The sequence below is a fragment of the Flavobacterium sp. genome, assembly GCF_024305175.1.
Lineage (GTDB): Bacteria > Bacteroidota > Bacteroidia > Flavobacteriales > Flavobacteriaceae > Flavobacterium.
In genome coordinates this window covers 35,682-48,083 of record NZ_JAMWYY010000011.1, presented here as the reverse complement: position 1 = coordinate 48,083, position 12,402 = coordinate 35,682, and the positions used below count along the sequence as shown (strand labels likewise).

Annotated in this window: 16 protein-coding genes; all 16 read right to left on the bottom strand. The window is 41.5% G+C overall.

The window, feature by feature from the left end:
* Positions 1 to 58: 58 nt before the first annotated feature.
* The 16 genes from Q0K96_RS04445 to Q0K96_RS04370 all read right to left on the bottom strand — a co-directional run bounded on the left by Q0K96_RS04445 (position 59) and on the right by Q0K96_RS04370 (position 12,402).
* Entirely contained in the window at positions 59 to 616 is a 558-nt protein-coding gene (locus tag Q0K96_RS04445; protein WP_297332803.1) for a hypothetical protein, read from the bottom strand.
* Positions 617 to 638: 22 nt separating this feature from the next.
* Positions 639 to 1,088: an RES family NAD+ phosphorylase gene (locus Q0K96_RS04440; RefSeq protein ID WP_297332802.1), complete on the bottom strand. Its 450-nt coding sequence runs from the start codon at positions 1,086 to 1,088 to the stop codon at positions 639 to 641.
* A 7-nt stretch (positions 1,089 to 1,095) separates the two neighbouring features.
* On the bottom strand, positions 1,096 to 1,530 hold the full coding sequence (locus tag Q0K96_RS04435; protein ID WP_223053952.1) for an antitoxin Xre/MbcA/ParS toxin-binding domain-containing protein: 435 nt from the start codon (positions 1,528 to 1,530) through the stop codon (positions 1,096 to 1,098).
* Between the two features lie 82 nt (positions 1,531 to 1,612).
* Positions 1,613 to 1,993 carry a hypothetical protein gene (locus Q0K96_RS04430; RefSeq protein WP_297332801.1) on the bottom strand — a complete coding sequence of 127 codons (381 nt, stop codon included), beginning with the start codon at positions 1,991 to 1,993 and terminating at the stop codon, positions 1,613 to 1,615.
* Between the two features lie 25 nt (positions 1,994 to 2,018).
* Entirely contained in the window at positions 2,019 to 2,564 is a 546-nt protein-coding gene (locus tag Q0K96_RS04425; RefSeq protein ID WP_297332800.1) for an STM3941 family protein, read from the bottom strand.
* A gap of 87 nt (positions 2,565 to 2,651) precedes the next feature.
* Positions 2,652 to 3,515, bottom strand: coding sequence for an ATP synthase F1 subunit gamma (atpG, locus tag Q0K96_RS04420; RefSeq protein WP_297332799.1), 864 nt, complete (start codon positions 3,513 to 3,515; stop codon positions 2,652 to 2,654).
* A gap of 84 nt (positions 3,516 to 3,599) precedes the next feature.
* Positions 3,600 to 5,174, bottom strand: coding sequence for a F0F1 ATP synthase subunit alpha (gene atpA, locus Q0K96_RS04415; protein WP_297332798.1), 1,575 nt, complete (start codon positions 5,172 to 5,174; stop codon positions 3,600 to 3,602).
* Between the two features lie 37 nt (positions 5,175 to 5,211).
* The gene (atpH, locus tag Q0K96_RS04410) at positions 5,212 to 5,745 is read right to left on the bottom strand and encodes an ATP synthase F1 subunit delta (protein ID WP_297332797.1); all 534 of its coding nucleotides are present in this window, start codon (positions 5,743 to 5,745) and stop codon (positions 5,212 to 5,214) included.
* Between the two features lie 11 nt (positions 5,746 to 5,756).
* On the bottom strand, positions 5,757 to 6,257 hold the full coding sequence (locus Q0K96_RS04405) for a F0F1 ATP synthase subunit B (RefSeq protein WP_297332796.1): 501 nt from the start codon (positions 6,255 to 6,257) through the stop codon (positions 5,757 to 5,759).
* Positions 6,258 to 6,342: 85 nt separating this feature from the next.
* Positions 6,343 to 6,534: an ATP synthase F0 subunit C gene (gene atpE, locus Q0K96_RS04400; RefSeq protein ID WP_135218669.1), complete on the bottom strand. Its 192-nt coding sequence runs from the start codon at positions 6,532 to 6,534 to the stop codon at positions 6,343 to 6,345.
* Positions 6,535 to 6,570: 36 nt separating this feature from the next.
* Positions 6,571 to 7,743: a F0F1 ATP synthase subunit A gene (gene atpB, locus Q0K96_RS04395; RefSeq protein WP_297332795.1), complete on the bottom strand. Its 1,173-nt coding sequence runs from the start codon at positions 7,741 to 7,743 to the stop codon at positions 6,571 to 6,573.
* 119 nt (positions 7,744 to 7,862) lie between these two features.
* On the bottom strand, positions 7,863 to 8,252 hold the full coding sequence (locus tag Q0K96_RS04390) for a DUF6168 family protein (protein ID WP_297332794.1): 390 nt from the start codon (positions 8,250 to 8,252) through the stop codon (positions 7,863 to 7,865).
* 5 nt (positions 8,253 to 8,257) lie between these two features.
* A complete protein-coding gene (locus Q0K96_RS04385; protein WP_223053961.1) occupies positions 8,258 to 8,479 on the bottom strand; it encodes an AtpZ/AtpI family protein in 222 nt (73 codons plus the stop codon).
* The gene (locus tag Q0K96_RS04380) at positions 8,460 to 8,852 is read right to left on the bottom strand and encodes a polymer-forming cytoskeletal protein (protein ID WP_297332793.1); all 393 of its coding nucleotides are present in this window, start codon (positions 8,850 to 8,852) and stop codon (positions 8,460 to 8,462) included. Before Q0K96_RS04380 ends, Q0K96_RS04385 begins: the two co-directional genes overlap by 20 nt.
* Before the next feature lie 11 nt (positions 8,853 to 8,863).
* Positions 8,864 to 11,554: a tetratricopeptide repeat protein gene (locus Q0K96_RS04375; RefSeq protein ID WP_297332792.1), complete on the bottom strand. Its 2,691-nt coding sequence runs from the start codon at positions 11,552 to 11,554 to the stop codon at positions 8,864 to 8,866.
* A gap of 152 nt (positions 11,555 to 11,706) precedes the next feature.
* Positions 11,707 to 12,402: an ABC transporter ATP-binding protein gene (locus Q0K96_RS04370; protein ID WP_297332791.1), complete on the bottom strand. Its 696-nt coding sequence runs from the start codon at positions 12,400 to 12,402 to the stop codon at positions 11,707 to 11,709.

Here is a 12,402-nt window from a genome sequence, read left to right as displayed (position 1 = left end):
TTATAAGCACAAAAGTAGAGAATATTTCGGGTAGGGATAATATATTTCAGGATTAGGTTTAATCACACTGATAAAAGTATTTAACTTTTTTATCGTGTGCATCATAAAACACATAGAGATACATGTTTCCAACATGCTCAAAAAGAAGTTCCAATTCCAGTTGACAAATAAAATTATATTTATCGCCTAAAGAATTAAATGGTGTCAGGTCATTCTGTAACCAATCCGGCTCTTTTGGTGTTCTTAAAAATTCTAAGATGTCCTTTTTATTGTCTTTTAACTGTCTATATAGTTTCTCAGTTCTCTCAAAGTGAATTCTGTATTGCTCAGTAATTACAAGTGCATTAGTAGAAAAACTTGGCTTGTATAAATTGTCTGGGTTAATATCAAATGTGAAATTACCCATGCTTTCTTCTGGTGGAAAGTTTTCGTCTTCAGGACGTCCATTATAATTAAAGCTGACGTAAATTATATGTATTTTATCCATAATACCCTTGTGTGATAAGTCAAGAGTGACTAAAGGGAAGAAGTTATCAAATCCAGCATAATCAGGACAAAGTACATTTTCTTTTTCCGGGTAAAGCATAAATTTATGATACGCTTTAAAAATTGACATTAATCGCAACATAGTGTTCTATCTATAACAAACGCATATCCCATGTAAAATCTTCTGCACGGAGTAATTTTACTTTTTCCGGAAAATCAGGGTGGTGGGTGTTAATTACATAATTAAATTCCTGCGGCACTATTGCCGAGGGCACTTTAAGCAGCAGGCTTTTTACACCCCAGTACCAAACAGAACCCATATCCTGCAGGTGGGAATAGGCTTCCAGCGCACGCCAGTTTTTGGGTAGTTTTGCAGCAGGTATTTCCTGTATCGTGGCATCGTCGGCAACTTCAATAGCCATTAGCTTATAGGGTTTCTGTGCCATTATGCTGCTACGGTGGGCCACCATCTCTAATGTGGCGAGCGATATACTGCTGCCGGCATACAGCACAAATTCGTCTTTTCGGTTCCAGCGGTTGGCAACGCCCGATGCGGTTAGGCTTTGGGCAAACTTGTCGCGGCAAATTTTATAAACAACCATGTGCCGCCTATACGTTATCCCCGTGCTCTATGGCCGTAAGCCTGTCGTCTATAAACTTGATGCCCGAAATGGTATCAAGAAAATCTGTTGGAGATTTCATATCCAGTGTATAGTTGGGTGTAGTAAGCCACCTGTCGAAGTTGTCCTGCCCTTCAAACACATCAATACCGTGCTTGTAAAGGGCAATAAGCGCCACCACATGCTCTTTTGTGTTGTGTTTAAGGGAAGCGCCCGCTTTTCGGTAATTGCGAAAGGTGCGCGCGTTTATACTCAGCCAGCCCGAAATGATATCATCGCTAAGATTGGTAAGCGCCTTAAGGAAGTTAAGGTAGCGCGCGTTTATATCATGGCTGTTTACATACAGGAAAAGCTTGGTAAGGTCGGTTATTTCGGGTACGCCCTCTATGCCTTTTCGTGTGGCTAAGTCTATCGCTGCATTCATCTTCAAAATTTTATGTAAAGATATGGAATATTTTCCATTCAGCAACGGAAAATATTCTTTAGCGTTTTAAAGTGTATTTATTTTATATTTTACTGAACAGAGCATTACCTTTTTCAAATTCAAGAACTACTGTATTAGTATATACCTCACAAAGAATGTTCGACCTTTTATCATCAAGATCTCTTATAACGACTGCTTCTAATATTATAGGCTCCTTACTATTATGCCCTGTATTTAAAGTGGCTGCTATATCCGGCCAGTCATTTTTAATTGCATGGTATAAATTAAGCTGGTATTTTGTTACAGCCGAATCATAAAGGGTGAAAGTCAGATTAAAATCTCCCAATTCATTTGAAATCTTTCTTGAAGCCACATTTCTTCCTTCTTTGCGTGAAATTATAAATTCACCAAGCTCAGGTATAATTAAAGTTTTCTTTTTACTGAAAATATGGAATATACTCATAGTGATTGTCTTGCTATCAAAATAACTAAGCCTCTACCTTTAAGGTTTGGTTGTATAAATTAAAGTGCTTCTTCATTAATTTCAGTAATTCAGCGTGAGAAATCATTAAAGTATTTGCAGATATATGACTTGGCATTCCTGTCATTCTGTAATTCAGTAACATTAATTTCCGTTTGAATAGACTGGTTTGTGTATTTATATATTTTTCAGGATGCTTTAATTCTACTCCTATAAATTGTTGATTCACGATAGAGTATGAAGTTATTGCTTCTACATCTTTCCATAAGACCTCCCCTAAAGAAGCAGCAGAGGATTTATCTATAAAGCAATTTTTATCTATAACTAATCCGATTTGTCGACTTAGCAATTTCTTGGTAGCGATTATTGCACAAGTTCCAAAAAAAAGCACTGATGAAATACCTGATATAATAATGGCTTCCTTAGAAGCACGCCAGCTTGCATAAGTTGCCGTATTTCTAATAAAATCAATTCCAATAAATACAAACAGCAAAGAACCTAATATTGCTAGTATTATCTTTTTTTTACTTAAAGGAATTTCTATTGTATCCATGGATGATATCAGAATGTTTGCTAAAATTAAACAAAAAAGGCCGCCTAACGGCAGCCTTCCCTTCTTTATGCTTGTTTGTTTGTAACCTTAGTTATTTAAAGCCTCGGCACCACCCACAATTTCTAATATCTCGCCTGTAATAGCAGCCTGGCGGGCTTTGTTATAGGTAAGCTTAAGCTGGTTGCGCAGCTCGGTAGCGTTGTCGGTTGCTTTGTGCATAGCCGTCATACGGGCACCATGCTCTGATGCAAAAGAGTCGCGTATGGCTTTATATAGCTGCGTTTTAAGCGACAGCGGAATAAGGCTTTCTACAATCTCTTCTTTAGAGGGTTCAAAAATATAATCTGTTTCACCCGTAGCGGTATCATCGGTAGCGGCAGGAACCAGCGGCAAAAACTGCTCTGTAAGTACTACCTGTGTTGCTGCATTTTTAAAGTGGTTATATACCAGCTCTATCCTGTCATAACTTCCGGCGGCAAACCTGTCCATAAGGTCCTGTGCCACATCGGCAACATTTTCAAATGTAAGCTCATCAAACAATGCGCTTTGGTTGCCTACAATTGTGCAGGTTTTTTTAAGCACATCGTTACCCTTTTTACCAACGGCAAGCACATCTACCTTTTTGCCGGCATAAGCTGCCTGAAGCAGTTTTACCTGCTTTATAACATTACTGTTAAAGGCACCGCACAAACCCCTGTTAGAGGTAATGGCTACAATAAGCACATTGTTTACAGGGCGCTGCTCAGCAAATGCACCACCGTTATCACCCTCAAGCGTAGCGCTAAGGTTTTGCAGTAGCTCGGTAAGCTTTTCGCTGTACGGCCTCATGGCTGTAATAGCGTCCTGTGCTTTTTTAAGCTTTGCTGCCGACACCATTTTCATGGCGCTGGTAATCTGCATCGTAGATGAAACGGAAGCAATCCTGTTACGTATTTCCTTTAAGTTTGCCATTGTATAATTTGAAAATTAGGCAATTTGAAAATTTGAAAATGCACTTGGCACATCTTCAAATCTTCAAATTATCAAATTAAAATCTTAGTATTTTGCAGCGATTTCGGCAGCGGCTTTTTCAAGCACATCTGTAAGTTCGTCGCTAAATTTACCTGCCTTAAGTGCATCAAGGGTATCCCTGTGCTTGGCGTTAAGGTACTCCAGGTAATCTCTTTCAAATTCTTTTACTTTACTTACAGGCACTCTCCTTAAAAGGTTTTTAGTACCGGCATATATAATAGCAACCTGGTCTTCAACCTTAAATGGGTCGTTAACAGCCTGCTTAAGTATCTCTACGTTCCTGCGGCCTTTTTCAATTACATTAAGCGTAGCAGCATCAAGGTCAGAACCAAACTTGGCGAAAGCCTCAAGCTCGCGGAACTGGGCCTGGTCTAGCTTAAGCGTACCCGCTACTTTTTTCATCGACTTAATCTGAGCGTTACCACCCACACGCGATACCGAGATACCCACGTTAATTGCAGGGCGCACACCAGAGTTGAACAGGTCTGACTCAAGGAATATCTGTCCGTCAGTAATCGAAATAACGTTTGTTGGGATATAAGCCGAAACGTCACCCGCCTGTGTTTCGATGATTGGAAGCGCAGTTAAAGATCCGCCACCTTTCACGATTGGTTTAAGCGACTCAGGAAGGTCGTTCATGTTCTTAGCAATATCATCGTCACCGATTACCTTAGCAGCACGCTCCAGCAGCCTTGAGTGAAGGTAGAATACGTCACCAGGATATGCTTCACGTCCCGGTGGGCGGCGAAGTAGTAACGATACCTCACGATAAGCAACAGCCTGCTTAGAAAGGTCATCATAGATGATAAGCGCAGGACGTCCCGTATCACGGAAGTACTCTCCGATAGCGGCACCGGCCATTGGCGCATATACCTGCATCGGTGCAGGGTCAGACGCGTTAGCGGCAACGATAATGGTATAGGCAAGAGCACCTTTTTCTTCAAGGGTCTTGGCTATACCTGCCACAGTAGATGCCTTTTGGCCTACTGCAACATATATACAGAACACAGGCTTGCCTGCATCATAAAATTCTTTCTGGTTAAGGATGGTATCGATACAAACAGTAGTTTTACCAGTCTGACGGTCACCAATTACAAGCTCACGCTGGCCACGGCCTACCGGAATCATGGCATCGATAGCCTTAATACCTGTCTGTAGCGGCTCGGTTACCGGCTGGCGGTAAATTACACCCGGCGCTTTACGCTCCAGCGGCATCTCATAAAGATCGCCACCAATAGGGCCTTTACCATCAATAGGGTTACCAAGGGTATCTACCACACGGCCAACCATTTCTTCACCTACTCTAAGTGAAGCAATACGCTGGGTACGCTTAACGGTAGAACCTTCCTTAATACCTTTTGAAGGGCCAAGCAATACTACGCCCACATTGTCTTCCTCAAGGTTTAATACAATACCTTCCAACCCGTTATCGAACTCTACCAACTCACCATACTGTGCGTTAGAAAGTCCGTAAACACGGGCAATACCGTCACCTACATTAAGAACGGTACCTACCTCTTCTAATGTAGCACCCGATTCAAAACCGGACAATTGTTTCTTTAATATTGCTGAAATTTCAGCAGGTTTAATTTCTGCCATGTCAAATTATAATTTAAACACTTATGTGTGGTAAATATTAATTACTTAATTCTCTTTTTAAAGCGGTAAGGCTGTGTGCAACAGATGCGTTATACTGCCTGTCTCCCACTTTTAATATAAACCCGCCAATGATAGAAGGGTCTACAATATTTTTTAGCACAAGCTCTTTATCCGAAAGTGTTTTTGCCCTGGCAAGCACTTTGGCTTCAAGCGCTGCACTTAGCGGCACTGCGGTAGTTACAAAAGCATCTTCCCTGCCGTTAAGCTCATCAAACTGTACAGCATACTGCTCTGCAACCTGGCCCAGTATACCAAACCTTTTGTTTTCCTGAAGCAGCCTGAAAAGCCCCTGAGTAATATTTTGCGAATCCGCAAATATTTCTTTAAGCGCCGATTCTTTCATTTCGGCCTTAACGTTAGGGCTTGCTATAAAGTCCTGAAGCTCTTTATTATCCTTAATTGTTTTTGCTATAAGGGCCATATCGCCGTTCACCTGTGCGGCATTGCCTGCACCGTGTGCCATTTCGAGTATTGCCTTTGCATAGCGTATAGCGGCTCTTGAACCTTTCATTACCTTACGGTTTAGTTAAGTTTTACGTCGTCAAGCATTTTATCTACCAGGCTTGCCTGTGCCGCAGCATCAGAAAGCTGGGTTTTAAGTATCTTCTCTGCAATCTCTACAGAAAGAGTTGTAACCTGGTTTTTAAGCTCTGCCATAGCAGCTTTCTTCTCGCTGTCTATAGTAGCTTTTGCCTGCTCTATCATCTTTTCGCCCTGTGCCTGAGCTTCGGCCCTTGCATCAGAAACTATCTTATCTTTAATCTCACGGGCTTCTTTCAGCATGGCATCCCTTTCAGCCCTTGCTTCCTGAAGTATCCTTTGGTTATCAGCCTGCAGGTTCTGCATTTCTTTGCGGGCAGCCTCTGCAGCTGCAAGCGCAGCGGCAATACCGGCCTCTCTTGCAACAATGGCAGTCATAATAGGCCTCCATGCAAATTTAACCAGCAACAGTACAAGTACTATAAAAATAAGTGCCTGCCAAAAAAACAGTCCGAATGAAAAATCATTTACTAACTTTTCCATTATATCTCAGTTATAAGAGTTTTTAATTAATTCAGGATTTTTAAACAATACCTGCAGCCAACCGCTGCAGGTATGTTTGTTCTTGTTATGCTGCGAAAAGCGCTGCGAAAGCAACACCTTCAAGAAGTGCAGCGATAATGATCATCGCAGTCTGGATTTTACCTGCAGCCTCCGGCTGACGGGCAATAGCGTCCATAGCAGAACCACCGATTTTACCAAGGCCAAGACCTGCACCGATTACTACTAAACCTGCTCCAATAATTCCTGGAATTTCCATGCTTAATTTAATTTAAAATGAATAAAAAATTACGTTTTATATTATAATAGGCTCTTCTTCTGTATGGGCATCGTGGTCTTCTTCATGGTGGTGTTCCTGTACCGCCATACCGATAAACAGCGCTGACAGCATGGTGAACACAAATGCCTGAAGGAAGGCAACAAGGATTTCTATTACAGAGATGAACAATGTTAATCCGAAAAATGAAGGGCCTGCAATCCAGTTCTTGAATACGAATATAAGGCCAATAAGGCTCATTACCACTATGTGTCCTGCCGATATGTTAGCATAAAGACGTATCATTAGTGCAAATGGCTTTGTTAGTGTACCCAGTATCTCAATTGGTATAAGTGCTATCTTCATAAGCACAGGTACATCAGGCATCCAGAAAATGTGCTTCCAGTAATCTTTGTTAGCACTAAACTGGGTGATGAAGTATGTTATTAATGCAAGGCATGCTGTAATAGCAATATTACCCGTTACGTTTATGCCAAGTGGTGTTAAACCAAAAAGGTTAAGGATAAGTATAAAGAAGAATACCGTTAGCAGGTAACCCATAAATTTCCTGTATTTTTTCTCGCCTATGTTTGGCAGGGCAACCTCATCTCTTATAAAAACGATAAGCGGCTCAAGCAGCCTGCCCATACCTGTAGGTATTGGGCCTTTTTTGTATGATTTTGCAAGGCCTACAAATAAAAGGAACATAATAACAGATGTAAGAAGCATTGTCATTACGTTTTTAGTTATAGAGAAATCTAACGCTTTTTCGTTAGTAGGGTGGTGGTGCTCGTCAAAGTTAAGTGTTCCCTCTGCATCTGTTTTATATATCTTGTCATGATACATTGCATAATGCTGTCCGTCTTTTTCAACTATTTCTTCTCCGTGACCAAACTCTGAAGCAGAGAAAACTTTAAGACCATTATCTATTAATATTACAGGAAGGGCAAAACCATAATGCTTGCCGGTTTCTTCATCTGAGAAAAAAGTAAAATAATGTGAATCCTGAAGGTGATGGTCTATAAATGCCTTAATCTTGGTTTTCTTGTCTGCCGGCTCATGCGCTTCAGCGTGAGCACCTTCAGCCGCATGGGCTTCGGTTGCCGTGTGTTCCTGCTGTGGTTCTTCAGAAGGATTAGCGAAAGAAAGCAAAGGAAATACAGCGATAAGGGCTGTTAATGTATTCTTGATAAATTTTCCGGAAAACACCATCTTATTCTATATCTTAATTTTACAGTCCTGAAATTTTGTGCAAAGGTACATTTTTAATCGACATTGCAAGATGATTGCAGAAAAAATTTTGGGATTATTTCAGCAAGATTAATTGTTTGTTACTTATTGTTTAATAAACGTGCTGTATAATAAGCTTCTATTGCCAAAAACAGAATGAATACCGCAAAAAAGTTAATCTTCTCGGTTGGGTCATCAATCGTTTTAGTAAGTATGGGGCGGGCCATAAAATAACTTGCCGCCATTTTTAAAGCTGTTAAAAAAAGAAACGCATAACCTACCTGCTCTTTGTTTTTAACGCTTATTTTAAGAAGTACTGCCAGTATTATAACTGTAAAGCCAAAGAAGAAAAGATACACAAGCCAAAGCGGGTAAACAAAGTTATCTGTAGCGGAACTTAGTTGTGGAAACCTGTATAGTAAAGTGTTGGCTATAACAAGTATCAGGGCGGCAATGGTAATGCCTGTAAAAAGTTTAATGCTGTTTTTCATTACAGTTATTTATTGAGCTGGTTTACCTGCCTTATTACATTATACAGGGCTATAAACACCCCAAGCAGCGTAAATATAATGCGGTAAATGTTTTTAGGGTTTGGGTATTCATCATCCAGCCAGCCCCCAAACCAGGAGAACAGGAAAATGATTATACCCATTTGTATAGGGATATTGATAAGTATAATCCATTTGTGGCGGTTATTGTTATCCCGCTTGTTGCTCATTTACTTTAGATATTTGCTTTACCGCATTTTTCATAGAACAGGTAGCGGTAAACTCTGCACCCGGCTCTACCATAAGTTTGCCTGTTATAACCTCTCCCATAATAACGGCAGTGCTTTTAAGGCTAAGTAGTTCTTCTACTTCTATCCTGCCTTTAAAGCGTCCTTCTATATCGGCATTTTTGCATATAATATCACCTGTAACCTTACCGGCAGGGCCAATAACTATTTTACCCCCCGAAGTAAAATTACCGTTCAGTTCTCCGTCAAGCCTAAAGTCAGCTTGCGAGGTTATGTCTCCTGTTATAACGGTGCCTTCTACTATCCTGTTGGTTTTGCCAAGGTCGGGGCTTGTTTTAGGTGTTTTTTCGAACATGGTGTGGTGTTTTATTTTATGGCTGTAAATTCTGTAAAATTTTTCTTTACCTGTACCACCTTATAATCTTCACTTGAAATTACATAAGGGGTTTCGGCAATTTTATAGTCTTTATAGTCTTTCAGTACTGATATGGCATCCTCTGCGGCTACTTTGCTGTTAAAACCGTGCATCACCAAAAAGTCAGATTCCGCCGTAAACACATCCTGTGTAAGGGTAATTTTATTATTAAGCCCTTCCTTAATATACTTCTGTATCTTTTCTTTCAGCGGCTTTATGCGCGGGTCGTTAGGATCATCAAATTTAAAGATTACCTTCCAGGTTCCTGCCGGTGCGCCAAAGGCCAGCTTTTCGAGTGCGGGTATATCTGTTTTTAAAGTAGCCTCGGCTTCTTTGCCTTCCTCGCTGTTAGGGTAAGTGAGCGCAACATAATTAAGCCCCTGCTTGTAAGCCTCTATACCTGCAAGCCTACCGTCGGCACGCGCCTTTAATAATTCAAATTTAGATACTATAGGCTCTCCTGTATAAATATCTACAGCTTCTTCGGTAAGCGGAAGCACTTCGCGCACCTCGCCGTTCTCATATCTTTTAAACAAGGCTGCATAAGCCGCTTCAGGGCTTTTGGTTTTACCGGCACCTAATTCAGGGTTCCTGATAATCTCAGCATACCTGCTGTCAGGATATTCCGCCAGTATCTGGTTTTTGTAAAGCTCGGCCCTTTCAGGGTTTATGATTTCATAAATTTTATACAGGTTGTATTTAGAAGGTAACACAAGCCTTTCTTCCGGGTTGCTTACCAAAAGTTTTTCGAGCTTATCAGCAGCACGCTGGTATTCTTTAAACTTCTCTTTATATATAAGCCCTAACTGGTAGTATGCAAAGTTACGGTCTTTTGCAAGGCTGTCCAGCACGGTTTGCGAAGTCGGCAATTGGCTTATGTAAAATTCAGGTGTAAATCTTGGCTCGGCTAATGCGGCATCATTATCTGCAACGGTAGTAAGCGTGTCTGTATCATCAGTCTGATTATTGCGGGACACATTGCGCAACTCTGACGCCCAGCGCCAGTTATCGGCCTGCGGGCGATTACCCCATTTCTTCTGGAATTCTATTTTACCGTATGAAACGTTTGCTGTATTATAGAAGTAAAATTTACCCCCACCGCCACTTGTGCTGCCTGTTGCGCCGGGCGCAATGCTGCCGGGCTGCCTGCGTGAAAGCTGCCCTTCCCTGCCTGCCTGTTTCTGGCCGCTCATGCTACTGCCTGCATTTAAAGGGACTGTAGAGCCCATCAGCGGGTCGTTACCACCCGGTGTGCCCATAGGCTGAATACCGCCGGAACGCGCTATATTCGCCTGCCTTTGTGCTTCCTCTTCAAGCCTTTTGCGTTCGGCTTCTTCCTTCGCTTTAAGCCTTTCTATATATTCTTCATAATAGGTTACCCTGCCTGCTTCAGACAATGAAACAACATGCAAAATACTGTCATTGCGTTGTGCTATGCCTTCATATTTGATTACATCGGCAAGGTTATCCCTTTTCTTTTTGATGCTCCTGAACTCCCTGCTCATTTTATCGAGGTAGGTCATGGTACTGTCATAATAAAAGCCCGCAACAGGATATTTGGCATTCTCAAAATTTATCTCGGCAATATTCCTGTAGTTGGAAGCCCTCATATAACGGTCCTGCGATGTAGCCCTTAACGACTTGTTGTAGTAATAAACCGCTTTATCATCTATATCCTGCCGGTCGTAAAATAAAGCCACCTGATGGTTTATAATATCAAGGTACGGCCTGTTCTCCCTGTCTTCCAGCAGGTCGCGGTATTTTTCCATAAAGGCAAGGGTATCGCCTGCCTTATAGTCAAACTGGCCTGCCTGCATGGCATGTGCCTGTATTACATACCTTCTCGGCGATTTGCGCTTCATGTCTATCACCTGCTGAAAGTAAGCATAAGCGCTGTCTGGCTTTTTAGTCTTACCATACAACTGGCCTATTATAAAGCGGTAGCGCGCTTTTTCTTCATTCCGGGTAGTATATTCCACTGCTGTTTTAAGCGCTACTATGGCGCTGTCAGGCATTTCTGTTTTAAGGTACCCTTCGGCAAGCATGGCATTTGCGTCTGCAAATACCTGGTCGTCAAACTCTTTATCCTGTGCTAAAAGCTCCCTCAGGTTTTTAATGGCTATTTCATCATTGCCCAGGCGCATGTTAGTCTTTTCACGCCATACTTTGGCAAGGTCTATCTTATCACTGGTGGGGTATTTGTACAGAATGTAGTTAAAAGCCTCTAATGCAGGAACAAAACGGTTATCGTAGTAGCGTGACTGCCCAAGCAAAAGGTGCGCCTCGTCCATTTGCGGGTTTTTTTCGCTGCCGCCAATGTACATAGAGTGCTTTTGTATGGCTTTGGTAGCCTTGGTTTCGGCCCTCTCAAAATTGGCATTCTTTTTACCGTCGGGGCCCATTTCTTCCTTAGTAGGCTGCATGCGCTCTACCGGAAGCACCTCCCAAAAATTATCGTTATAGGTGCCGTTAAGTTCTTTAACGCCTGCATCAAGCGCTATGTTGCCGTTATATAACACATTATATTCTGTAGTAACCGCATGGAAATTACGGTTAACAAAACCATTTTTTTTAGTAGAGCATGCCAAAAAGGCTCCTGCCGCACCAAAAAGGAGAATATATTTATAGGTACTGGTTTTCAATTGTATACAATTTTTATCCTTTTAACTGCCAAAAATGCATTTTAGTATAAAGAGGGGTAAAAATACATTTCTTTTTGATAAGAGGGAAATTGTGAGTGCCAAAATTGCAGAAGGATAAAAAATCCCTGCCGTATGGCAGGGATAACTGTATTTTAAGCGGCAAAGAACGCTTCAAGTTCACGGAGTGTCTCGGCCGATGTTTTTATATCTTTTACCACCTCGCCTTTTTGCAGTGCTACTATGCGGTTGCTTACTTCTATCGTGTGGGCAAGGTCGTGGCTCGATACCAGTATGGTAACTTCAGGGTCGTCTGCGAGTTCCTTAAGTACTTTTTTAAGCCTGAACTGCGTGGTAGGGTCTAAATTGGCAAAAGGCTCATCCAGTATAATTACTTCCGGCTTGCCTATAAGTGCTGCAATAATACCCACTTTCTTCTGGTTACCCTTGCTCAGGTCGCGCAGGTATTTCTTTTTCTGGAGTATCTCGTCATTAAAAAAGTCTTCATATTGGGTAAGGAAAGCATCTACGTCAGCTTTATTAAGCCCGCGAAGGTCTCCTATAAAATAAAAATACTCTTCAGGTGTAAGATACCCTATAAGAAAGGTTTCATCAAGAAAAGCAGATGTAAACGGTTTCCAACCTTCGCTTTCGCTTATTTTGATGTTGTTGGATGTTATATAACCTGCTGATGGCTGAATAAGGTCGAGCAACAGGCTGAAAAAGGTTGTTTTGCCTGCGCCGTTATTACCCACAAGCCCAAAACTTTCTCCTTTAGGTATTTCAAGGCTTGCTATGTTTAAAACTGTTACGCCGTTATATGCTTTTTTAAGATTATGAACCTGTATCAT

Coding starts and splice junctions, on each gene's coding strand:
- Q0K96_RS04370 (WP_297332791.1), bottom strand. CDS start 12,402: ATGATACAGGTTCATAATCTTAAAAAAGCATATAACGGCGTAACAGTT.
- atpE (WP_135218669.1), bottom strand. CDS start 6,534: ATGGAAATTCCAGGAATTATTGGAGCAGGTTTAGTAGTAATCGGTGCA.
- Q0K96_RS04380 (WP_297332793.1), bottom strand. CDS start 8,852: ATGTTCGAAAAAACACCTAAAACAAGCCCCGACCTTGGCAAAACCAAC.
- Q0K96_RS04405 (WP_297332796.1), bottom strand. CDS start 6,257: ATGGAAAAGTTAGTAAATGATTTTTCATTCGGACTGTTTTTTTGGCAG.
- Q0K96_RS04435 (WP_223053952.1), bottom strand. CDS start 1,530: ATGAATGCAGCGATAGACTTAGCCACACGAAAAGGCATAGAGGGCGTA.
- Q0K96_RS04445 (WP_297332803.1), bottom strand. CDS start 616: ATGTCAATTTTTAAAGCGTATCATAAATTTATGCTTTACCCGGAAAAA.
- Q0K96_RS04430 (WP_297332801.1), bottom strand. CDS start 1,993: ATGAGTATATTCCATATTTTCAGTAAAAAGAAAACTTTAATTATACCT.
- Q0K96_RS04440 (WP_297332802.1), bottom strand. CDS start 1,088: ATGGTTGTTTATAAAATTTGCCGCGACAAGTTTGCCCAAAGCCTAACC.
- Q0K96_RS04390 (WP_297332794.1), bottom strand. CDS start 8,252: ATGAAAAACAGCATTAAACTTTTTACAGGCATTACCATTGCCGCCCTG.
- Q0K96_RS04385 (WP_223053961.1), bottom strand. CDS start 8,479: ATGAGCAACAAGCGGGATAACAATAACCGCCACAAATGGATTATACTT.
- Q0K96_RS04425 (WP_297332800.1), bottom strand. CDS start 2,564: ATGGATACAATAGAAATTCCTTTAAGTAAAAAAAAGATAATACTAGCA.
- atpB (WP_297332795.1), bottom strand. CDS start 7,743: ATGGTGTTTTCCGGAAAATTTATCAAGAATACATTAACAGCCCTTATC.
- atpG (WP_297332799.1), bottom strand. CDS start 3,515: ATGGCAAACTTAAAGGAAATACGTAACAGGATTGCTTCCGTTTCATCT.
- atpH (WP_297332797.1), bottom strand. CDS start 5,745: ATGAAAGGTTCAAGAGCCGCTATACGCTATGCAAAGGCAATACTCGAA.
- atpA (WP_297332798.1), bottom strand. CDS start 5,174: ATGGCAGAAATTAAACCTGCTGAAATTTCAGCAATATTAAAGAAACAA.